Source organism: Pseudomonas sp. NyZ201, from assembly GCF_049860765.1.
GTDB classification, from domain to species: Bacteria; Pseudomonadota; Gammaproteobacteria; order Pseudomonadales; family Pseudomonadaceae; genus Aquipseudomonas; species Aquipseudomonas bharatica.
The window spans coordinates 3326291-3347743 of record NZ_CP187557.1; the positions used below are offsets into that span (position 1 = coordinate 3326291).

Sequence of the window (21453 nt, forward strand, 5' to 3'; positions counted from 1 at the left end):
GATGGACGGTTCTACTTCAAGAAGCATGAGTATCGCGACCCCAAGCGAAACCAACCTGACCTCCACCGTGCTCGACCAGAATCGACGCCTGCTGTTGCTCACCGCCGCCAACAGCGGTGCCGGCACCAGCACCAGCGCCCTGGCCGTCGCCAAGCAATTGGCGCAGATGAGCGGTGGCACGGTGTTGCTGATCGATGCCAGCAACGCTCCCGACAACCTCAGCCAGCAACTGGGCCTGGGCAAGTTGCGCGGCTTGCGCGACCTGCTGTTCGACGACCAGACCCCGCCGCTGCCCCAGGACTGCATCGTGCGCCTGTCCGACCAGAGCTTCGACCTGCTGCCCTGCGGGCTGCACAAGCGCGGCGGTGCACGGCTCGATCCGGAAATGCTGCGCGTGCTACTGCGCAGGCTGGCCAACGACTACCGCTTCGTGGTGATCGACGGCGAGGCGGTCTACGCCGGGGCCGACAGCCTGGTGCTCGGGCCACTGGTGGACGGGGTGATCCTGGTCATCGACGCCGACGACACCCGCCGCGAAGTGGCCCAGGCCGCCAGCCAGCGCCTGGTCCAGGCCGGGGCGCTGCTGATCGGCAGCGTCTTCAACCGGCGCCGGTACTACATGCCCAAGTGGCTCTACAACAACCTTTGAGCCGACCGTGCGAGGGACAACGACATGAACACTCCCCTGATCGCCCTGTTCGCCCTGGTCCCGCTGCTGGCGGCCTGCAGCAGTAACCAGGAAATGCACCAGATGCCGGTGCAGATCATGACCGCACCGGCCGCCGGCGCCCAAGCCACCGAGCTGGAAAGCCAGGAGCAGGTACTGCGGCCGCAGGACGTGCTGGACGTGATCTTCCATATCGCCACCAGCGGCACCGATGCCTACCGCATCCAGCCCGGCGATACCATCGGGCTCAACTTTCTCTCCGCCAGTTCGCTGAACGGCAACCAGCTGGTGCTGCCCGACGGCCGTATCGAGCTGCCGGCGGCCAACACCTCGGTACAGGTCGCCGGGCTTACCTCCGACCAGGCCCGCGCCGCGATCCAGCAGGCCTACCGCAACAAGAGCCTGTTCCAGCCCAACCGCGACCAGTTGACCGTGCAGGTGATCAGCCCGCTGACCAACGAGCAGAACCTTAAGAACGCCCTGAACCACCCGGCCACCGGCCTGAGCCGGGAAATCACGGTGAACAGCGACGGCCGCGCGAACTTCCCCGAAGTCGGCTCGGTGGCCCTGCAGGGCATGACCGTGAGCCAGCTGGAAGCCTACCTGAACAAGCGCTATGCCGAGCTGCCGGGGAAGATGAGCGTGGACGTAATGCTCAAGTCCACGGCGGTGAACGAGATCTACGTGCTGGGTGAAGTCGGCGCACCAGGGGCTTATCCGATCCGCCGCCCGGTCTCGGTGCTCGAGGCCCTGACCCTGGCCCGCGGCCCCAGCATCAAGGCCCGCCTGGACTCGGTGATGATCATGCGGCGCAAGGGCAACCAGGTGACGGCGGTGCCCTACAACATCGACCAGGCCCTGGACGCCAGCGCCCAGCAGGTCGCCTACCTGCAACCGGACGACATGCTCTACGTGCCCAAGACCAAGCTCGCCAGCGCCGGCGAACTGGCCCGGCAACTGGCCGACGTGGTGCTGTTCCAGGGCTTCGGTGTGAGTTTCAGCTACCGCCTCGACAACAAGGGCGGCTCCAACTGACCTTCGGGAGTATCGCGACATGAATCCCAAAGAGAATTACCTGCACGAGTTCTTCCGCATCTTCTTCGCCAACCGGCAGTGGGTGAAGCGCATCTTCCTGGCCTTTGCGGTGATCGCGCTGCTGTTGCCGTTGGTGCTGCGCCAGAGCTTCGATATCGGCGCCGAGGTGATCGTCCAGTCGAAAAAACTGTCGCAGAGCGACACCAACACCGCACTGGCCCAGGAAACCGACAAGTTCATCCCGCCGTCGCTGGCCGACATGGAAACCGAGAGCAATATCCTGCGCTCGCCGACCCTGATCCGCCAGACCATCAGCCAGCTGCGCAGCGAAGGCAAGTACAGTGCGGAGCCGGGCATGCTGGAGCGCTGGGTGCTCGCTCCGCTGCACGCCCGGGTCATCGACCCGATGCGCACCGCCCTCGGCCTGCGCGTGCAGGCGGCCGGCGACAGCGAACTGGATGCCCTGACCGACCAGGCGGTGAAAAACCTCAAGGTCGATACCCTGCCCGGTTCCAACGTGATCTCGGTGAACTACAGCTTCGCCGACCCGGCCCAGGGCACCGCCTTTGTCGCGCGCCTGCTGGACAACTACCTGAAGAACCGCCAGGACCTGCAATCCAACGAGCTGCCGGAGTCCTTCTATGAACAGAAGAAACTCCAGTACCAGACCCGCCTCGATGACCTGGAAAGCAAGCGCCTTGGCTTGCTGGAGGCCAACGGTTCGTCCGATCCGAAGGAGGAAATCACCTTCCGCCTGAACGCGATCAACACCGAGGAACAGGACCTCAACCAGTACCGTGACCGCCTGCTGCAAAGCCAGCGCTGGCTCGACTACCTGAAGTCGGCCCTGGCCAGCGCCAGCTCGGCGAAGATGAGCGACTACGCCTTCCCGTTCACCTTCACCACCACGGTGGACAACATCGCCTTCGAGGATCGCGAGATCAAGCAACTGGGCGAGCAATTGACCACCCAGGTATCGCGCTACGGCAATGACACGGCGATCTTCCAGCCCGGCAGCGAGCCCATGCAACTGCAACGCGAGCAGATCACCCGCACCCGCCAGCAATTCCTCAAGGTGGTGTCCAACCGCATCAGCGAGCGCGAGAAGGACCTGACCGTGGTCCAGGAAGTGATCGCGCAGAAAACCGCGCGCATCGGCGAGCTGAAAGGCCGCATCCACCAGTTGCAGGAAACCCAGAGCAAGGCGCGCCAGCTCGACACCGAGATCGATGCCCTGCACAAGGCCTTCTTCACCTACACCCAGCGCTATGAAGAAAGCCGCGGCCAGGGCCAGCTGGACAACCTGTCCAACGCACGCATCCTCAGCGCGCCCTACCAGCCCACCGAAGCCGCCTTCCCCAGGCCGCTGCTGATCGTGCCGTTCGGCATGCTCACCGGGCTGCTGTTCGCGATCGCCCTGGTGTATGTCCGTGAGTTCTTCGACCACCGCTTCAAACATCCGGCACAGATCGGCCAGGAGCTGAACCTGCCGGTGCTGCTGGTAATCAACGACCAGACCCCGGAACTGCCCAACCCGCACCGGCAATGGTCGCTGCCGCGGCTGTGGCACTGGGTGCGCAATTGAACGCCGCGGCCCCGCGCCAGCCGATCATCCACCTGCTCAACAGCGGTGGGTTCTACGGCGCCGAGCGCATGCTGCTGGACCACTGCCTGGCCACGCCAGGGCAGCATCGGGTGTTGTTTCTCGAAGCACCGGATGAATTGCTGGCGCGCTTTCGCCGCGCCGGGGTGGACTGCCAGCGTTGCACCGGGGTGGCGGGGCTGCTCGGCGAAATCGGCCGTGGGCGGCGGGCGAAACCGCTGCTCAACGCCCACAACTTTCGTGGCCTGCTGTTCGGTTGCCTGGCTGCGCTGCTGTGGGGCGTGCCGCTGCTGGCCACCCAGCATGGCTTCACCCCGCACAATCGCAAGCAGCGCCTGTACACCTGGCTGACCCTGCGCCTGTGCCGTTCGCCGCTGGTGAGCAAGGTGGTATGCGTGGCCGAAAGTATCGCCCGGATCCTGCGTGACGCCGGGGTTGCCAGCAGCAAGATCCGGGTGATCCCCAACGGCCTGCCGGACACCGCGCAGCCACTGCGCCATGCGCCTCATCACGGTCAATGGCTGGCCGGCTACGTGGGGCGCCTGAGCAGCGAGAAAGGCCCCGACCTGTTCCTCGATACCCTGATCCCGCTGTGCCGGCGTTATCCGCACTTGCATGCGGTGATGCTCGGCGACGGCCCCGAGCTGCCGGCCCTGCGCGCACGGATCGCCGCCGCCGGGCTGGGCGAGCGCATTCTGCTGCCCGGCTTCCAGCAGGACATGCGCCCGTGGATGGGCCGGCTCGACGCCCTGGTGATCAGCTCGCGCACCGAGGGCACGCCGATGATCCTGCTCGAAGCCATGCAGGACGGGGTTCCGGTGGTGGCCTTCGGCGTCGGCGGGATCCCCGATGTGATCGAACACGGGCGCAGCGGCCTGCTGGCCCGGCCGCTGGCCGTGGACGAGCTGGCCGCGCAATTGGCCGCGCTGATCGACGACCCGGCCCAGGCCGGCGAGCTGATCGCCCAGGCCCGGCGTACCCAGCGCGAGCGCTATCACCTGCCCACCCTGGCCCAGCGCTGGGCCCAGGTCTATCTGGGCACCGCAACGGAGGTCCGCGCATGATCCTGCCTCTTTCCCTGATCGGGCTGTTCGGCCTTGTCGCCGTGGCCCTGCTCATCAGCCCCTGGCCTTACCTGGCGCCGGGCGCGGTGCTGGCCCTGGGCGCGATCCTGGCGCTGTGGCGGCGCCCGGCCTGGGGCCTGCTGGCCATCGTCGCCCTGGTGCCGTTCGAAGGCCTGTTCAAGGACAGCGACCTGTCGGCGGCCAAGCTGGTGGGTGCAGCACTGGCCCTGGTGCTGGTCCTGCAACTGGCCAGCGGCAAGCTGGACGGCCTGCGCCTGCGCAGCAACCTGTGGCCCTTGCTGCTGGGTTTCCTGGCCTGCTATGGCTTGAGTTTCTGGCTCAGCGACGACTGGCTGCTGTCGGCGCAGCACCTGCGCGAGTTGCTGATCGGCTTGCTGCTGTTCGTCATGACCCTGCTGGTCGGGCGCGAAGTCAGCCTGCCGGTGCTGGCCCGGCTGGTTTCCCTTAGCGTCGCCACCACCTGCCTGCTGGCCATGTATTCCAGCAAATACCAGGACCAGGGCCGCGCCGCCGGGTTGCTGGACGACCCCAACGTATTCGCCATGCTCATCGCCTTCGCCGTGCCATTGACCATCTGGTTGCTGCTCAATGCACCGCGCCTTGCCGAAAAGGCACTGTGGCTGCTGTGCGCCGGGCTCTTGCTGGCCGGCATGACACGCACCGAATCGCGCTCCGGCCTGGTGGTATTGCTGATCAGCCTGGGCATCGGCCTGTACCACTACCGGGTGCAACTGACGCGGATCCGCCCGCGCCACCTCGGGCTGGTCATGCTGGCCCTGGCCATACTGCTGCCCACGGCGGTGGCGGTGATGCCGGCCAAGTACATCGAGCGCATCCAGTCGCTGAGCGTGCTCAAGTCCGGGGTCAATGCCTACGAGGACGATTCCCTGGGCCGCCGCGCCTCCTATATCGTCGTTGGCAGCCGGATGATCCGCGAGAACCCGGTGTTCGGCTCCGGCCCCGGCACCTTCCCCCTGCATTACGCCCATACCGGCTACGCCAAGGCGTTCTCCGCGAACCGCAAGATCACCGACCTCTATCGCCGTGCGCACAACACCTATCTTGAGCTGTTCAGCGAAGTCGGCATTCCCGGGGCGCTGCTGTTCATCGGCATGATCGCCCTGGCCCTGCGCAACTTCTGGGCAGCCCGCGCTGCCTGGCTGCGCCAGCATGATGTGGCCCGCGCCGACCTGCTCACCCACCTGAGCATGAGCATGCTCTCGATCGGGTTGTTCCTGATGTTCCTCAGCGCGCCGAACCACAAGTACTTGTGGATCATGCTCGCGCTGTCCGCGGTACTGCGGGCCCGGGCCGAGGCGTCCCGCCAGCTGGAGGCGCAGCCATGAGCCGGGTCGCCATCGTCATCCCGATGTTCAACGAAAGCCGGCATATCGGCCGCACCCTCAGGGCCGTGCACGAGGCGGCGCGCAGGGCCGAAGCCATGTGCCGCGTCATCGTGGTCGACAATGGCTCCAGCGACGACAGCCCGCAGATAGCCCGGGCCCTGGGTGCCGAGGTACTGAGCCTGCCGGGCTTGAGCATCGGTGCCCTGCGCAACCGGGGTGCGGCCGCGTGCGACAGTGAATGGCTGGCCTTCCTCGACGCCGATATCGAGGTGCCGGATACCTGGCTCGAGCGGCTTTTCGCACTCAGTGACGAAGACCGTGGCGATGTCTTCGCCCTCGACTGCGACACCCCGCGGCAGGCGCCCTGGTTCGCCATCGCCTGGCAGCGCCGCACCTTGCGCAGCAGCGAGCTGCTGCAGCCGCGGCAATGGCTGCCCAGCCCCAACCTGCTGATGCCACGGCATTGGTTCGCAAAGGTCGGCGGCTTCAACGAAGGCCTGCGCAGCGGCGAGGACAAGGATTTCACCCTGCGCCTGCACCAGGCCGGCGCGCGCCTGGTGGCGCTGCGCGATCCGGTGGTACTGCATTGGGGTTACGAGGCCAGCTGGAAAGAATGGCTGGGCAAGGAGATGTGGCGCCAGGGCAGTCATTTGCAATTGCTGCGCAGCCATGGCGCCAGCCTGCGCTTGCTGCGCTTCCCGGCCCTGTCCCTGGGCGCCTGGGCGCTGGATGCCATGGCCCTGTCGGCGCTGCTCGACGGTTTTCCGCACCTGGGCCTGCTGCTGGTGCTGCTGGCCAGCCTGCCCGCCCTGGCCCTGAGCCTGCGGCAAAGCCTGAGGCAGCGCGACCCACGCTTGATGGCGCAGCTCTGGGGCCTGCATTTCATTCGCCTGCACCTGGCCGGCATGGCCTTCGTCCTGAGCCTGTTCAACCTCACCGCAAGGAGGCCTGCCCGTGGCTGAATTCATCTTCTGGTCGTGCCTGTTGCTACCGCTGTATGCCTGGCTCGGCTACCCGCTGGTACTGAGCCTGCTCGCGCCCTTTCGCCACCAGCCCCAGGCGCGCTCGGCACCCCCGCTGGCGGTCAGCGTGGTGATCGCCGCGCATAACGAGCAGCGGCATATCGCGCAGAAGCTGCGCAGCGTGCTAAGCCAGGCAGACGCCAGCGCCAGCCTGCAGATCATCGTCGCCAGCGACGGCTCCAGTGATCGCACCGTCGCTTGCGCGCGCAGCATCGACGACCCGCGCATCCTGGTCCTCGACCTGCCGCGCATTGGCAAGGCCGCCGCCTTGAATATCGCGGTCGAGCGCTGCCAGGGCGAGATCCTGGTGTTCACCGATGCCGACAACCAATGGGTCGACGACACCCTCGGTCACTTGCTGCGGCCGTTCGCCATGCCCGGTGTCGGCGGTAGCGCCGGGCAGATGATCATTCCCCGCACGGGCAAGGGCCTGAGCCTTGGCGATAGCCTGTATCGGCATTACGAAGGCTGGGTGCGCCGCGTGGAAAACCGCAACGGCTGCATGGTGTCCGCCGACGGTGCCTTGCTGGCGCTGCGCCGCGAGCTGTACGAGGCGATTCCCGAACAGGTCAACGATGACTTCTTTATCAGCACCTGCGCCCCGGCGGCGGGCCAGCGCATCGTCTATGTGCCCGAGGCGCTGGTGCTCGATTGCGGCGTGGACGAGCCCGGCAAGCAGTTCCGCCGGCGCCAGCGGGTCACGGTCGGCGGCTTGCGCAGCCTGGCCGCACGCAGCCAGTTGCTCGACCCGAGCCGCCACGGCCTGTACGCCATCGCCCTGATCAGCCACAAGCTGCTGCGCCGCCTGGCGCCACTGCTGCTGGTGCCGCTGTTGCTGAGCAACCTGTGCCTGCTGGATAGCGGCGCCTTCTACCTGTGGACCTGCACCCTGCAGTTGCTCGGCTACGGGATTGCCCTGATCGGCCTGCTGGATGCCGGCAGGCGCCTGCCCAGGCCCTTCCGCCTGGCGGCCTACGTACTGGTGACCTGTGCCGGGATGAGCGTCGGGCTGTGGCAATTCCTGCGCGGCCAGGGCTATCGCCAATGGAACCCCGAGCAGAATCGCTGAGGCCATGACCATGCCGATCAAGACCACGCTCAAGCGCGCCCGGGGCTGGATCTACCTCAACTCTCCGGAAGGCCGCCGCCAATTGCAGAACGCCGGGCTGATCCTGATGCTGCACCGCGTACTGCCGGACGATCGCGCCGCCACCCTGCCCCATCGCAACGAGCTGTGCGTCGGGCCGCTGGCCTTCGAACGCTTGCTGCGCTGGCTGCGCGGGCATTTCGACTGCCTGCCGCTGCTGGACCTGCTGCAAGGGCCGGGCCATGGCAAGCGCCCGCGGGTGGCGCTGACCTTCGATGACGGCTGGCGCGACAATGCCCTTCACGCCTTCCCGCTGCTGCAGCGCTACGAGATGCCGGCGAGCATCTTCCTGTCCACCGACTACATCGGCAGCCGCCAGCGCTTCTGGTGGGAGAGCCTGGGCGAGACCCTCTGGGGCAGCCATGGCGAGCCGGCACGGCACCTGCTGATCGAGAAGCTGCGCCGGGTCGGACGCCCGCTGCCGGCCGCCTACTTCATGCACGACGCGCCGCGGGCCCGCAGCCTGGCCCTGGCGTACTACCTGCACAGCCTGAAAAGCCTGGCGCCAGCGGCCTTGCAGCTATTGACCGACGCCTGCCCGGCGGAGTCCCTGCCCCAGGCCCTGAACTGGCAGCAGGTGCGCCAGCTGGAGGATTCCGGGCTGATCCGCTTCGGTCCGCATGGCGCCAGCCACGCCTTGTTGCCGGGGCTGGACGAACATCGCCTGGAGGAAGAAATCAGCCGCAGCCACCGCGCCCTGCGCAACGGCTGTCGCGATCCGCTGCCGGTGTACTGCTACCCCAATGGCGACCATGACCTGCGGGTGCGCCAGCGCCTGGCCGCGCACCAGTATCCTTGGGCCTTGGGCACTCGTCCCGGGTTGTGCCTGGGCAGCGAGGATCCCCTGGCCCTGCCGCGTATCGGTGTCAGCCAGCGCAATGCCAGCCGCCCCTCGCTGCTGGCCTGGCGCATCAGCCAGGCAGGCCGGCCATGAACCGTAGCCACTACGTGCGCCATTTGCTGCTGAGCATGGCCACCAAACTGGCGATGATCGCCCTGCGCCTGCTGCGCAATGTGCTTTTGGCGCGCCTGCTCGGTCCCAGCGAACGCGGCCTGTTCGCCTTGCTCAGCAGCCTGCCGGACCTGATCGCCGCCGCTACCAGTGGCGGGCTGAACAGCGCGATCGGCTATCAAGCGGCGCAGCAACGCGATCCCGGCCTGCTGCTGACCCAGGTGCTGGTCTACGGCTGCCTGTTGGCGGGGTTGCTGACCCTGTTCTGCCTGGGCCTGCTGCGAGGCCTGGGCATCGAACTGGAAGTCACCGAACAGTTGGGTTTGCTGGCCTGGCTGCTGTTGCTGGCGGTGCCGTTGAGCGTGCTGAAGAGCGGCCTGCTGACCCTGCACAACGCCACCGGAGGCGTCGGCGCCTTCAACGCCCTGCGCCTGACCGAATCGCTGGCGCCGTTGCTGCTGTTCATCGCCTTCTACCTGATCTGGCCCGAGGCGGCCCTGCCGGCCGCCCTGGCCAGCTGGTTGCTGGGCCTGGGCCTGGTGGCCGTGCTCGGCCTGCTGTGGCTCGGCCGCGGGCGCCGGCTGCGCCTGTGCTGGGACCGCAGCGGCCAGCGCGAGCTGCTGGCCTATAGCGCCAAGAGCCATCCCGACCTGCTGTTCCAGCAGGTGATCCTGCGCTCGGACTACCTGTTCGTCAGCGCCCTGCTCGGCAGCGCCGCCCTCGGCCACTACGCCATGGCCAGCGCTGCCGCCGAATTGCTGCTGATCGTTCCCGAGGCGGTGACCACGCCCTTGATGAAGCGCCTGCTGCAACAGGACCCGGGCATGGAGCGCCTGACCCCGCTGGCCCTGCGCCTGACCGCCACGGTGATGCTCGGCGCCTGCTTGGGCATGGCGCTGATCGGCGAATGGCTGATCGTCACCCTGTTCGGTGTCGCCTACCAGCCGGCCTATCCGGCGCTGCTGGCGTTGCTGCCGGGGCTGTTCGGCCTGTGCTACGCCAGCATCCTGCGCCTGGACCTGTTGGGCAAGAACCGTCCCGGCAGCGTGTCGCTGATGATGGGCGCCGGTGCCGCGCTGAACCTGGTCCTGAATGTGCTGCTGATCCCTCGCTACGGCATCGTCGGTGCCGGGCTGGCCTCGTCGGTCGCCTACCTGGCGGTGACCCTGGCGATGCTGGTGCTGTATTGCCGGCTCAGTGGCGTGGCCTGGTGGCGTGTGCTGATCGTGTTGCCTAGCGACCTTGTGCCGCTGTGGCGCAGGCTGCCCGGGAGGCTCACGCAATGAAAGGCCTCGGCGTGCTGATCGCGCTGTGCCTGTGCAGCGCATTGACCCAGGCCGCGCAACTGCGCTGGCCGGATATCCGCGATGGTGCGCTGTACCTGACGCCAGCGCGCAACGACACCCTGCGCCTGGACTGGGTCGGCGCCTGGCAGGCCGGAGCCAATCCGGAGCAGGTGTTCCTCCTCGATGGCCACGGGCGCCTCGCAGCGCAACGCGCCATCGCCGCCAGCGAGGTCCGTGGCCAGCAGCAATGGCCGTTGAGCACCGGGCGTGGCAGCTATCGCCTGGAAATCCCCGGCTATAGCTTCCGCCGCTACCAGCCAGCGTTCAGCGACAGCACCCAGGCACAGTTCGCCCCGGCCAGGGTGCATTTCAGCCTTCAGGTGCAAGCCGGAACCCTCTTCTATTTCCGCGTCGGCCCCGGCGAAGCGGCGGTGCTGGCGGGCAAGTACCAGGGCGGCGTCAGCGGCCTGCGTGCGGTGCGGCTCGAAGATGGGCAAAGCCTGGACCTGCTGCTGGCCCCACAGCCGGCCTACTGGCAGTACCAGCAGGTCAGCCTGCCGCGCAGCGCCAGGGCGCAGGTCTGGCGCCTGGAACTGCAAGGCAGCGGCAAGGCGGCTTTCTGGCTGGATGGCACCGCCAACCTGTTCGCACGCCGTCCCGAAGACCTGCAGCCCTTGCAGGAACAGCCCGGCACTGTCGCTCTGCGCCTGGGCAGCACGCAACTGGGGCCGACCGCGAAACTGGGGCTGAACCTGCCCTACCTGCTGCCCCCGCCGTCCAGCCATGCCTTGCTCGACGCCCTCAAGCCCCGGGCCGGTGGATTCTATAGCTTCGTCGATGTATTGGCACGACAGCCTGATTTCGAGACGGGCTTCCGGCGTTTGTATCGCCAGCGCTTCGGCATCGAGGATGACATCACCCTGCTCGCTGCCACCGGACGCCGGGCCGATCTCAAGGATGACGCGGTGAGCCGCCGCGGCCTGCACGCCTGGCTGGCGACCAGCGTCGCCTTGGGCGGCAGCGGTCGGCATTACATTGCCTTTGCCGACGAGCCCAACCTCAATTACCCGGCCTACGCGGATTTCCGCGCTTTTTTCGCTGCGCGCCTGCAACAGGTCGAGGACTATCCAGGGGCCCGTGAAGCGGGCGTGCGCATCGCCCTGCCGGCCAGTTCGCGGCTGGTCAATGGCCCCACTGCCGAGCACAGCGAGCAGCGCCGCGGGCTGGACTGGGCGCGGCGCCTGCTGGAAGAGTTCGGCCCGCGCATCGACGCCCTGGCCTGGCACGAATGGATGGTGCGCGACCTGTTGGCCACCCGCGCCTACCGCGACCAGGTGCGCCAGGCCGCGGCGCTGGTCGGCCTGGACCAACGGGGCCGACCGCGCAAGGCCTTGCTGCTGGACCAGACCAACCTGTCCAGCGGCTCCAGCCTCAGCCTCTACGAGCAGGACGGACACCTGGGCGCGCTGTGGTGGGCCTCGGTGGCGATCAACGCCAGCGCCGACGGCCTGCTGGACATGCTCAACTGGTTCCAGGCCGCCGACGAGCCGGACTACCCCAAGGGCATGCTGCGGGTCCTGGGCCCACGCCAATTCGAACTCAAGCCGGTGGGCCTGGCCCAGCAGTTCATCCAGCGCCACTGGCTGGACCAGGTAATGCACCTGGACAACGACGCCTTCGAGGTGGACGCCCTGGCCATGGCCCGCGACTCGCGGCGCAGCCTGCTGGGGGTGAACAAGAGCGAACGCCTGCAACGAGTGCTTTTCGACAGCGGCGCCCGGCAGTGCCCGACACAGACCGAGTTGACCTTCTTCGGACCCGACCACCAGCCACGCAAGGCCGAACCGGCCTGCCACGGCGGGCGCATCGGCTTCGAGCTGCCGGGGCAGACGATCTTTGCCCTGGGCTGGAACGCGTCGTGACCTGCACGGCGCCGATCACCTGTCTTGCCCGATCCAGGAGGCAATCATGCGTGTACTGAACCAGCTGCAAACCCATATCAGGCACAAAGGACTGCGCTCGGCCCTGAACACCGCCTTCCGGCACTATGTGTTCTATCACTGGGAACTGCTCTGGATGGAGCGCGACCTGGTCAGCCCGGTACCACCGCACAATCTCAAGTCGAGCCCGCCGACCCACAGCGAGCTGATCACCCTGCACAACGTGCATGCCTTCGCCCGCTATTTCGGCGACCGCCTGGACACCATGCGCGAGCTGGTTGCCGAGGGACACACCGGGATTGTCCGCCGCGACCCCGAGGGCCACGTGGTGGCCTTTATCTGGGGCAGCCCCAAGGACTATCACGACCACCACTTCTACGGTTGCTGGTTCCCGGTCAAGCCCGGCGAGTTCTTCGAGTTCGGCGGCGAGCTGACCCGCGCCTACTGGGGCACCACGCTGTCGGTGGACCTGCAGCTGGACCTGTGGAAGGCCATGAGCAAGCAGGGCTGCGACAAGGTGGTGGACGTCTGCGAAAGCCACAACATCCCGGCGCTGAAGCTGCACATGCGCATGGGTTACCACGAGCAGCACCGGGTGACCCATGTGTATTGCCTGTTCGGACGCTGGAAATTCTTCCGCCAGAGCTGCTACGAAGGTTCGCGCCTGGCCGGGCTGCGCAAGCCGGCCGCTGCCGCTGCTGCCGGAGTGGCCTGAGATGGGCTTGCGCTTGAGCTGGGTGGCCTCGCTGGCGGAACCGGGGTTTCCTGCCGCGGACTACGAAGCCCTGCGCCAGCGCCTGCCCCGGGCCACGCCGTTCAACAGCCTGGCCTGGTTGCGCGCGGCCGAGGCGGCCGTGCAACCGCGGCACAGCGTGCACGTGCTGCTGGGCCATGACGGCGAGCGCCTGCGCTTGTGCCTGCCCTTGCTGCGCATGCCGCTGCGCGGTGGCTTGCCGGGGTTGGTGGTGGTGCGCCACCTGGGCTGGCCGTTGAGCGATCGGGTCGGGTTGATGATCGATCTCGACGAGCAGAATGCGCCGCAGGTGCTGCGGGAGATTCGCCAGCGCCTGCCGCATGCGCTGTTGCAACTCAACGAACTGACCGTCGGCGAACCCTGGCTGCTGCAGTGGAGCCGGCACTGTTCGACCTACGAACGGCGCCGCATATGCACTGTGCCGGTGCACGGGATCAGCCCGGCGGACCGCCAGGAAGTCAGCGGCGACCCACGCTACAAGTTGCGCCGGGCGCGCAAGCGGATCGCCGCCTGCGGCGCGCAGGTGCGTCGGGTGCGGCTGGATGCCGGGAACATCGAGGCCTGGCTGCAACGTATCGCTGCGGTCGAGGACGCCAGCTGGAAAGGCGACGACGGCGTCGGCATCTTCAGCACGGCACCGTCCAGGGCATGGATGTTCCAGGCCCTGACGGCCCTCGCCGGGCAGGATGGCGTGCGTTTGGTCGTGCTGGAGCTTGACGGCGCGTGCATCAGCTATCGCCTCGGGCTGCTCGAGCGCGGACGCCTGTATGACTACAACCTGGCCTTCCTGCCCGCACACGCCGGGCTGGGCAGTGGCCGGGTACTGTTGCAGGAATGGATCGACTGGGGGCTCGACGAAGGCTGGCAATGGATCGATGCCTCGCGGGTCAGCCTGGAAAACTCCAGCCATCAGTTGCACGAACGCATGACCGGTCAGATCGAGCATCTGCGCCATGGTTTCTACAGCTGGCGATTATCCGGCATCTGCCTGGGCCTGGCCCTGCGCATGTGGCGCCGTTGCCAGTCCTGGTTGCGGGCCGCCGGTAAATCTTCCCCTCGTCCCTCCGTTGCAGGAGTTGCACAATGCCCCTCCAGGTCATAGTTAACGCCGATGATTTCGGTCTCAACGAAGCCACCAATGCAGTCATCCTGCGGGCTTTCCAGAATGGCCTGGTCAGCTCGGCCACGGCCATGGCCAACATGCCGGCGTTCCGCAATGCCTGCGCCCTGGCCAGGCAGCAGCCGATGCTGCGCGGGCGGATCGGGCTGCACTTCAATATCAGCTATGGGCGGCCATTGAGCGAGGCGATCCTGGAGGAGCCGTTGTTCTGCAATGGCGCCGGGGAATTCGAATTCAGCCTGTCACGCAAGAGCCTCTGGCTGCAAAAGCGCACGCGGCAGGCGGTGGAGCGGGAACTGGCGGCGCAGTGGCAGCATTGTTTGAGCCTGGGACTGCTGCCCAGCCACCTGGACTCACACCAGCATGTGCACAACGTCTGGCCCATCGGCGAGATCGTCGCCCGCTTCGCTGCGCGGGAGGGCGTGCCCGTGCGCCTGGCGCGCAATATCGGCGGCAATATCGGCACGGCGAAGCGCTTGTTCAAAAGCCTGCTCAACCGGCGGCTGCGGCAACTGGCCGGGGCCAGTGCGGATCACGTGTGCACGCCGGTGGACCTGCGCGCAGGCCTGGCGCCGCAGAACGGTTTACTGGAGGTGGTGGTGCATCCGAGTGCGCTGGGATACGCCGACTTCGGGGATGCCTACCTGGATAGCGGGGAGTCGTTGCTGGACTTGCTGGAGGATCGGTTGCCGGGGGTGAAGCGGGTTGGGTATGGGGTGTTGGCGAGAGGCATGGCCCGGACGCAAAAGCTGAGGGCCACGGGGTCCATGTAGGCGCGTGCGGGATGGTTTCGGGACCGCTATCGCGGTCCATCGCAGGCAAGCCAGGGCCTACAGGCGCCTCACTCCTCGCCAATTTTCGGGAAGCGCCTGCAGCTCTTGCGCTCCATCATCTGCTTGTCCGTAGGCCGTTCATCGATGAACCGTGCCTGGCCGTCGCTGTGGATTTCCAGGAACCCCCAGCGCAGGTCCTTTTCCGTCTGGCCCGGCTTGGGCGGTTCGAACCACCAGACTTCGCGGCTGATCAGTGCCATGTGCACCCCCTTCGGCTGAATATCATCGGTTTCCTGTCACTATAGCCACCGCCCCGCATAACTATGTGCCACCTCCTGTCCGGCAGGACGCGGTGTGCTTGCGCTCCTTCAACAAGGAGTGCCATTGATGAGCGAAAACACCTCCCCTACCTTTCATGACCTGCATGTCAAGGAGCGCCTGCCGCGCTGGCTGGAGCATCTGACGCCGGAGCAACTGGCCCGGCTGAAACACCTTGAGGATTATGCCAACTGCACCTGGGCCAATAGCACCTCGCCCGAGCTGCGCCTGGCCCTGGCCGAGGCCCGGCAGCGCAACCGCGAGGTGACCTTCGCCCTGGCAAGGGCCACCGCCGACCTGCGCAGCATCCCTGAGTTCAGCGGGCCATTGCTGATGCAACAGCTCGGGCTGGGCGGTCTGGAACTGAAGAACCTGAAGTTCGTGCGTTTTACCCGCGACTGGAACTGGAAAGCGCTGGCTACCGACCTTAACCACAGGGTCGAGCCGCTGCTGCAGGCCGCCCTGCAAAATTTCGAGAAAGACGCGGAAATGCAACCGGAAAGCGCGGCCATCAGCGGCGACTTCAAGGTCGGCTCGTTCAACGGCTACGCTCGCTACAGCTTCGATGCCCTGCCCTTCAGCGCGGCGCAGTTTGCCGCGCAGTGCCATGAGCTGGACCTTGGTCAACGCTACCAGCAGCACCTGGAGCAGGTGCTGAACCGCGAGGAGGTGCGCAGCCTGGGCATCCGCGCCCGCCGCGAGGCCCTGCAACTGGAATTGATCGTCGCGCGCATGCGCGGCCTGGAGGGCGACCATGCCCAGGTCCAGCGCTTGATCGACGGCGCCAGCGACGCCCCGCGCTGCCAGCATTTCAGCCTGTTCGGCGTGGATGTCCTCGACGCCCTGCTGATCCGCCCGGCCCACAGCGAAGCGCTGTTCCTGTACCTGCCCGGCATGCCCCGGGCGCTGAGCCATTACCCCAGCCTGGCGGCCTGCCAGCGCGCAGTGCTGCGGCAACTTTGCGATCCGGCCTTGCGCCAACGCTTCTACACCTTCATCCAGCAGGACAAGCTCGAACACTTCGCCAGTGTGTTGCAGCGCAACCTTACCGGCCAGCCCCTGGCCAGCGACCGCGACCGGCTTTGGAGCGCTGCGGCCGACACCAACCTGCACTGGGTAAGCAAGCGCATCGAGGACGACCTTTTCCCGTTTCTCCAGGACCGTCACTACCGCCGCCTGCGCAACGAGGCGCGTTTGCTGGCCGTGCCCAGCGCCGACGCGGACGAGGCCGCGCGCCAACGGCGCCTGCATTATTGGGAGTCCGTCGGGCTCGACGTGCTGGGCGTCGCGGCGTTCTTCATTCCAGCCGCCGGCAGCCTGATGATGCTGGTGTTCGCTGCACAGGTTCTCGACGAAATCTACGAAGGCGTGGAAGCCTGGGAACAGGGCGACATCGATGGCGCACTCGAACATGCCAAGGCGGTGGCCATCGATATCGGCACGGCGGTGGCCACCGGCGTCACCCTGCATTACGCCGGCAGGCTGCGCTCGAAGCTGGTCGAGATTCTCCGCCCGGATGGCACGCCACGTCTGTGGAACGGCGATCTCAGGCCCTACCGCGTTGATCCGCCTGCCGCCGCCCAGCGCAACGAGCTGGGCCTGCTGCACAGCGCTGGCGAGCATTATCTGCAACTGGACGACGGTCATTACCGCGTACAGCCCCATGCCGACGGCCAGCGTTGGCAGATCCGCCATCCGCACAATGCCAGGGCAGCGCAGCCACTGCTCGAACACAACGGCGACGGGGCCTGGCACGCTGCCCACGAACGACCGCTGGAGTGGCCGCAGGCCACCCTGCTGCGCCGCCTCGGCACCAGGGTGGCGCAGTACAGCGACGACGAGCTGGATATCGCCTGTCGCATCAGCGATACCACCCGGGATGAACTGCTGGACGTGTACCTCAAGCACAGCCCAACGCCACCGCGCCTGCTCGCCACCCTGCAGCGCCTGCGCGCCGGCCTGCCCGCGCAAGACCCGCTGGAGGCAGTGCTCGAAGGCCTCTACCACCCGGCCCGCTGCCTTCCGGCCAGCGAGCGCCTGGCCTTGCTCAGCCTGCCCGAGCAGCCTGGCTGGCCTGCCGACTGCAGCCTGGAACTGCGCGCCGGTGACCGCTCCGGACCACTGCTGGAACGCGCCGGCGAACGCTTCGCCGGGGATGTGCGCCTGATCATCAAGGGACCCGATGGTTACTTCTGCGAACCTGGCGGCCCGGTACAGGCGGACCTGTTCGATGCCATCGTCAAGGCATTCCCTGAACTCTCCAGCACTGCGCGGGCCCTGAAAAACCGCATCGTCGAACGGGCCCTGCTGCAGCCCGCGCGCACGCGCAGCTGGATCTGGTCCGGCCACAGCGCCGGCTGGCGCGACGAGGGCCGCCTGCTGGGCGGCTTCGATGCCGCGCCGCGCACCCTCCACTATCCCTCGTTCCGCCCGCCCGTCGACCCGCTGCGGGCACGCTATTGCCGACTGTATCCGGCCAGCAGTGACGAACAGGCGGGCAATGCGCTGCGCGCCTGGAGCGACGCCGGCAAACAGCCGCACCTCGAACTGCGCGCCCTGGAGCAACAGCTCGACTACCTGCGCACCACCCTGGGCCAGTGGGCGTCGGCTGCGCCACGGCGCACCGTGGCGCGGGACACATTGATCCGCAGTTGGCAACGCAACCAGCTCGACCAGCGCGAATTGAACCTCACCTCCGTCGGCCTGACCGACGAGGACCTCGCCACCCTGCCCCACCTGGCCGGTGCCTTCGGCCACGTCGAAGAACTGCACCTGAGCGGCAACCCGCTGCGCTCGATGCCCTACCTGTTGACCCGGCAGCTGCCGGCGATGCGTACCCTGTTCGCCAGTGCCATGGAACTCGAAGCGCTACCCGGCGGCCTGCCGCCAACCCTGCGCAGCCTGGAACTGACCGACAACAATATCGTCTGGAGCCCGGCGTCCCAGGACGCACTGGCCAGCTATCCGGCGCTGGAGCGCCTGAACCTGTCCGGCAACCCGCTGACCGTCACCCCATACCTGCCCGCCGCGCCCAGCCTGATCGAGGCCAACCTGTTCGACTGTTCGCTCTATGAAATGCCCATGCATCTGGAGCGTCTGCCGAACCTGGAGCACCTGGACCTGTCTTCCAACCACATCAGCGTGCTGCCTCCGGGGCTGGAGCAGCAACTGTCGGCCGACGCCCGGCGGGCCCTGAGCCTGGAACACAATCCATTGGACGAAGATGCGCTGAACCGTATCGACAACCACTACCAGGCCACCGGCATCGACCTGCTGGTGGCCGAGGACGACTACACCAGCCTGCTGCTGGACGCCGACGATTCGACCCAGGCCTGCTGGGAACGCCTGGCCCGCCTGCTGCCGGTGGAGTATCGCCGCGACCTGCGCGGGGTAGCCGACGAGCCCGCCTACCAGGCCACGCCGATCACCACCCGGCGGCGCTTCTGGTTCATGTTGCACTGGCTGGAAGGCAGCCCGCTGGCCCGGGCCGCAGCGCAGCGCATCGACGCCAGCAAGCTGCTGCACTACGAGCTGCTCGCCGATCTGCAACAGCCAGAGCCCTTCGCCACCCAGCGCCAGCGCACCGAGCACTACCTGAATGTCGCCGTGGCCGCTGCGCGCAGCCTGGCAGTGGACCAGGCCCTGCTCGCGCGCCTGCCCGGCCTTGGCGCGGAACCCATGGAGGCCCTGCGCGCCCTGACCCTGCAGCGCCTGGGCAGCGACCCGCAGCTACAGCTGCGAATCGCTCCAACCGCGCGTGAGCCGGTGAACCTTGACGGTGTGCAGCAGCAGGCGCAGCAGCTCGATGGCCTGTGGACCAGTGCCCTGCGCCATCAACTGCGGCTGATCGACGGCACAACGGCCATCGGACGCGATGCCATCCTCGCCGAACAACCCAACGGCGAACCGGCCTTGCCGTTCTGGAAGCGTCATCTGGAACAGCGCTATCACGTCCAGTTCGAGCAATTGCAGGAACAGGCCAACGCCCAGTTGCTGGATGCGGAGAACCTGCTCAGCGAAGGCGAATACCTCAACGAAGCCAACCACCTGCGCCGGCAACTGGAGCGTGAACGCCAGCGCCTGCTCGACGACCTGACCCGCAGCATCGCCGAAGGCAGCCAGACCCACTGGTAGCCCTCAGCACTGCACGCTGGTGAAACGCTCCCCGGCCAGCCAATGCTCGAAGCGCTCCGCAGGCATTGGCCGGCCGATCAGGTAACCCTGGCCATGGTCGCAGCCGGCATTGCGCAGGAATTGATGCTGTTCTTCGGTCTCGATGCCTTCGGCGGTGATGCGATAGCCGAGGGCATGCCCCAGGTCGATGATCGCCCGGGTAATCGCGACGTCGTTCTCGCCATGGGGTAGGTCCTTGATAAAGGCCCGATCGATCTTCAGGTGATCGATCGGCAAAGCCTTGAGGTAAGCCAGCGACGAATAACCGGTGCCAAAGTCGTCCACTGCCGTGGCCACGCCCAGCGCCTGCAACTGTGCCAGCACCTCGCAGGCGCGCTGCTGGCTTTCCATCAGCAGGCTCTCGGTGATTTCCACTTCCAGCAGCTCGGCGCCCAGCCCGTGACGTTCCAGGCAGCGGACCAGGCTGTGCACGTAGTCGCTGCGCTCGATCTGCAAGGCGGCGACATTGATGGCGATCGGCCCCGGCAACAGTTCGCGATCGCGCCACTGGCGGATCTGCTGGCAGACCATGTCCAGAACCTGCTCGCCCAAGGGAATGATCAAGCCGGTGCGTTCGGCCAGCGGGATGAAATCACCTGGCGACACCAGGCCCTGCTGCGGATCGCGCCAACGCAGCAGGGCTTCGGCGCCTTCGACACGGCCATTGAACAGGTCGATGCGCGGCTGGTACCAGAGCTCGAACTCGCGTTGCTCCAAGGCGCGGCGCAGAGCACTTTCCATCGCCAGGCGCTGCTGCAGGCGAGCGGTCATGTCAGCGTGGTACAGGCGCCACGCGTTGCGTCCGCCTTCCTTGGCCGCGTACATGGCGGTGTCGGCATGGCGCATCAGGATTTCGGCGCTGAGCCCGTGCTCCGGGCACAACGCCACACCAATGCTGCCGCTGACCAGCGCGGCATTGCCCTTGAGGTCGAAAGGCCGTTGCAGCGCGCGCAACAGGCCGTCCACCACCCTGCCCACCTCGTCCGGGCTGCCGGCCCGGGCGAGGATGAACGCGAACTCGTCGCCACCCAGCCGGCACACCGTGTCATGGGCGCCGATCCCCGCCACCAGGCGCTGCGCGGCCTGCTCCAGCAGCAGGTCGCCAAGGTCGTGGCCGAGGCTGTCGTTCACCTGCTTGAACCCGTCGATATCCAGCAACAGTACGGCGCTCTGTATCCGTGGCGCCGCCAGTGCCTGTTCCAGGCGACGCAGGAACAGCACACGGTTGGGCAGGCCGGTAATGGCGTCGTAGTGGGCCAGGCGCTCGAGTTGTGCCTGGGAATGCTTGAGCTCGGCATTGCGCTGGTTGATCAGGCGGTTGCTGCGGTTCAACTGGGCGACGAAGACGCTGAACAGGCCCGTGGCGCACAGGGCGAAGAGGAACAACGGCGAACCGAACAGGCTGATCGACGACCAGCCGCTGCGCGGCATCGCCGCCAGTTGCCAGGTTCCGCCTGGCACATCGACGTTCAGGGTGACCGCCGAATCGGCGAACAGCCGCGCCTCGCCCCAGATCATCGCCCCGGCCGCGCCCGCGCCATCGGCACCACGCAGGGCCAGGCGGAAGTTGGCATCCTCGACCACGCCGGCGGCCCGCAGCAGGCTGTCGATATCCGCCACTACCGAGACATTGCCCCAGTACAGGCGCACGCCCTTGTGGCCCTTGAGGAACACCGGCCGCCGGTAGATCAGGCCGCGACCGCCCTGGTACAGCTGCACGGGGCCGGCCAGCACCGCATCGCCGCTCTCCCGCGCCCGTTGCACCAGCGGGTATTGCGCAGGCAGCAGACGGTAGTCAAGCCCGACGATGCGTTCGTTGTGGTTGGCGTTCAGCGGGTAGACATCGGCGACCACATCGTTGGGTGCCACCGAGATATGGCGGATATAGGACACCGACTCCAGGGCCTGGCGCGCCATGTCGTGAAAATGCGCCGTGGAAATATTGCCATCGGCACTGAGCAACTGGGCGATGCCCTCGGTCTCACCAAAGGCCGAGCGCATCTGCGCCTCCAGGGCGGCACGAATACCCGACAGGCGCACACTGGCATTGGCGAACTGCTCGCTTTTCTGGCGCTGTACATCGAGCCGGCCAAGGGCGACGGAAAGCCCGATGCCGATCACGGCAAAGCCAAGCGGTAGCAAGCGATAGGCGGTGGAGCGCACGCGGGTGGGGAGAACTCGGGTGGTATTGCCCTGGACCAGTATTCTTGTCGTCATACGCCGGCTGCTTGC

16 protein-coding genes are annotated in these 21453 nt (G+C 66.9%); 14 read left to right on the top strand and 2 right to left on the bottom strand.

Annotated features, from left to right (window positions below; translation table 11 throughout):
* Nucleotide 1: 1 nt before the first annotated feature.
* The 13 genes from ACPFMA_RS14740 to ACPFMA_RS14800 are packed head-to-tail and all read left to right on the top strand — an operon-like array spanning nt 2 to nt 14730.
* A complete protein-coding gene (locus tag ACPFMA_RS14740) occupies nt 2-649 on the top strand; it encodes a CpsD/CapB family tyrosine-protein kinase (RefSeq protein ID WP_279897532.1) in 648 nt (215 codons plus the stop codon).
* A gap of 24 nt (nt 650-673) precedes the next feature.
* Nucleotides 674-1702, top strand: a complete 1029-nt coding sequence (locus ACPFMA_RS14745) for a polysaccharide biosynthesis/export family protein (protein ID WP_425928074.1) — start codon at nt 674-676, stop codon at nt 1700-1702.
* A gap of 19 nt (nt 1703-1721) precedes the next feature.
* Nucleotides 1722-3287 (top strand): GumC family protein, encoded by a 1566-nt coding sequence (locus ACPFMA_RS14750; RefSeq protein WP_420056424.1) that lies wholly within the window; start codon nt 1722-1724, stop codon nt 3285-3287.
* The gene (locus tag ACPFMA_RS14755; protein ID WP_420056423.1) at nt 3248-4369 is read left to right on the top strand and encodes a glycosyltransferase family 4 protein; all 1122 of its coding nucleotides are present in this window, start codon (nt 3248-3250) and stop codon (nt 4367-4369) included. The genes ACPFMA_RS14750 and ACPFMA_RS14755 overlap by 40 nt, the downstream gene beginning before the upstream one ends.
* Nucleotides 4366-5736, top strand: coding sequence for an O-antigen ligase family protein (locus tag ACPFMA_RS14760; RefSeq protein ID WP_064304593.1), 1371 nt, complete (start codon nt 4366-4368; stop codon nt 5734-5736). Before ACPFMA_RS14755 ends, ACPFMA_RS14760 begins: the two co-directional genes overlap by 4 nt.
* Nucleotides 5733-6698 (top strand): glycosyltransferase family 2 protein, encoded by a 966-nt coding sequence (locus ACPFMA_RS14765; protein WP_064304594.1) that lies wholly within the window; start codon nt 5733-5735, stop codon nt 6696-6698. Before ACPFMA_RS14760 ends, ACPFMA_RS14765 begins: the two co-directional genes overlap by 4 nt.
* Nucleotides 6691-7827 carry a glycosyltransferase gene (locus ACPFMA_RS14770; RefSeq protein ID WP_425928075.1) on the top strand — a complete coding sequence of 379 codons (1137 nt, stop codon included), beginning with the start codon at nt 6691-6693 and terminating at the stop codon, nt 7825-7827. Before ACPFMA_RS14765 ends, ACPFMA_RS14770 begins: the two co-directional genes overlap by 8 nt.
* Nucleotides 7828-7837: 10 nt before the next feature.
* Complete coding sequence (locus ACPFMA_RS14775; protein ID WP_064304767.1) at nt 7838-8839, top strand: polysaccharide deacetylase family protein; 1002 nt, start codon at nt 7838-7840, stop codon at nt 8837-8839.
* Nucleotides 8836-10143, top strand: coding sequence for a lipopolysaccharide biosynthesis protein (locus tag ACPFMA_RS14780; RefSeq protein ID WP_425928076.1), 1308 nt, complete (start codon nt 8836-8838; stop codon nt 10141-10143). Before ACPFMA_RS14775 ends, ACPFMA_RS14780 begins: the two co-directional genes overlap by 4 nt.
* Complete coding sequence (locus ACPFMA_RS14785) at nt 10140-12065, top strand: hypothetical protein (RefSeq protein ID WP_425928077.1); 1926 nt, start codon at nt 10140-10142, stop codon at nt 12063-12065. The genes ACPFMA_RS14780 and ACPFMA_RS14785 overlap by 4 nt, the downstream gene beginning before the upstream one ends.
* Before the next feature lie 46 nt (nt 12066-12111).
* Entirely contained in the window at nt 12112-12798 is a 687-nt protein-coding gene (locus tag ACPFMA_RS14790) for a hypothetical protein (RefSeq protein WP_064304598.1), read from the top strand.
* A gap of 1 nt (nt 12799) precedes the next feature.
* Entirely contained in the window at nt 12800-13939 is a 1140-nt protein-coding gene (locus ACPFMA_RS14795) for a GNAT family N-acetyltransferase (protein WP_425928078.1), read from the top strand.
* Nucleotides 13921-14730, top strand: coding sequence for a carbohydrate deacetylase (locus ACPFMA_RS14800; protein WP_425928079.1), 810 nt, complete (start codon nt 13921-13923; stop codon nt 14728-14730). Before ACPFMA_RS14795 ends, ACPFMA_RS14800 begins: the two co-directional genes overlap by 19 nt.
* A 68-nt stretch (nt 14731-14798) precedes the next feature.
* Here ACPFMA_RS14800 and ACPFMA_RS14805 read toward each other — a convergent pair whose 3' ends face one another.
* Nucleotides 14799-14990 carry a hypothetical protein gene (locus ACPFMA_RS14805; RefSeq protein WP_064304600.1) on the bottom strand — a complete coding sequence of 64 codons (192 nt, stop codon included), beginning with the start codon at nt 14988-14990 and terminating at the stop codon, nt 14799-14801.
* A gap of 127 nt (nt 14991-15117) precedes the next feature.
* Here ACPFMA_RS14805 and ACPFMA_RS14810 point away from each other — a divergent pair, with 127 nt between their 5' ends.
* Nucleotides 15118-19182, top strand: coding sequence for a dermonecrotic toxin domain-containing protein (locus ACPFMA_RS14810; protein WP_425928080.1), 4065 nt, complete (start codon nt 15118-15120; stop codon nt 19180-19182).
* Between the two features lie 3 nt (nt 19183-19185).
* Here the strand turns inward: ACPFMA_RS14810 and ACPFMA_RS14815 are convergent, their stop codons facing one another.
* Nucleotides 19186-21438 (bottom strand): putative bifunctional diguanylate cyclase/phosphodiesterase, encoded by a 2253-nt coding sequence (locus ACPFMA_RS14815; RefSeq protein WP_425928081.1) that lies wholly within the window; start codon nt 21436-21438, stop codon nt 19186-19188.
* Between the last annotated feature and the right edge of the window lie 15 nt (nt 21439-21453).

Bases quoted from the DNA above. Each gene is read 5' to 3' on its own strand.
- ACPFMA_RS14750 (WP_420056424.1), top strand. From the start codon at position 1,722: ATGAATCCCAAAGAGAATTACCTGCACGAGTTCTTCCGCATCTTCTTC.
- ACPFMA_RS14805 (WP_064304600.1), bottom strand. From the start codon at position 14,990: ATGGCACTGATCAGCCGCGAAGTCTGGTGGTTCGAACCGCCCAAGCCG.
- ACPFMA_RS14745 (WP_425928074.1), top strand. From the start codon at position 674: ATGAACACTCCCCTGATCGCCCTGTTCGCCCTGGTCCCGCTGCTGGCG.
- ACPFMA_RS14785 (WP_425928077.1), top strand. From the start codon at position 10,140: ATGAAAGGCCTCGGCGTGCTGATCGCGCTGTGCCTGTGCAGCGCATTG.
- ACPFMA_RS14765 (WP_064304594.1), top strand. From the start codon at position 5,733: ATGAGCCGGGTCGCCATCGTCATCCCGATGTTCAACGAAAGCCGGCAT.
- ACPFMA_RS14800 (WP_425928079.1), top strand. From the start codon at position 13,921: ATGCCCCTCCAGGTCATAGTTAACGCCGATGATTTCGGTCTCAACGAA.
- ACPFMA_RS14795 (WP_425928078.1), top strand. From the start codon at position 12,800: ATGGGCTTGCGCTTGAGCTGGGTGGCCTCGCTGGCGGAACCGGGGTTT.
- ACPFMA_RS14775 (WP_064304767.1), top strand. From the start codon at position 7,838: ATGCCGATCAAGACCACGCTCAAGCGCGCCCGGGGCTGGATCTACCTC.
- ACPFMA_RS14810 (WP_425928080.1), top strand. From the start codon at position 15,118: ATGAGCGAAAACACCTCCCCTACCTTTCATGACCTGCATGTCAAGGAG.
- ACPFMA_RS14815 (WP_425928081.1), bottom strand. From the start codon at position 21,438: ATGACGACAAGAATACTGGTCCAGGGCAATACCACCCGAGTTCTCCCC.
- ACPFMA_RS14790 (WP_064304598.1), top strand. From the start codon at position 12,112: ATGCGTGTACTGAACCAGCTGCAAACCCATATCAGGCACAAAGGACTG.
- ACPFMA_RS14780 (WP_425928076.1), top strand. From the start codon at position 8,836: ATGAACCGTAGCCACTACGTGCGCCATTTGCTGCTGAGCATGGCCACC.
- ACPFMA_RS14755 (WP_420056423.1), top strand. From the start codon at position 3,248: ATGGTCGCTGCCGCGGCTGTGGCACTGGGTGCGCAATTGAACGCCGCG.
- ACPFMA_RS14740 (WP_279897532.1), top strand. From the start codon at position 2: ATGGACGGTTCTACTTCAAGAAGCATGAGTATCGCGACCCCAAGCGAA.
- ACPFMA_RS14760 (WP_064304593.1), top strand. From the start codon at position 4,366: ATGATCCTGCCTCTTTCCCTGATCGGGCTGTTCGGCCTTGTCGCCGTG.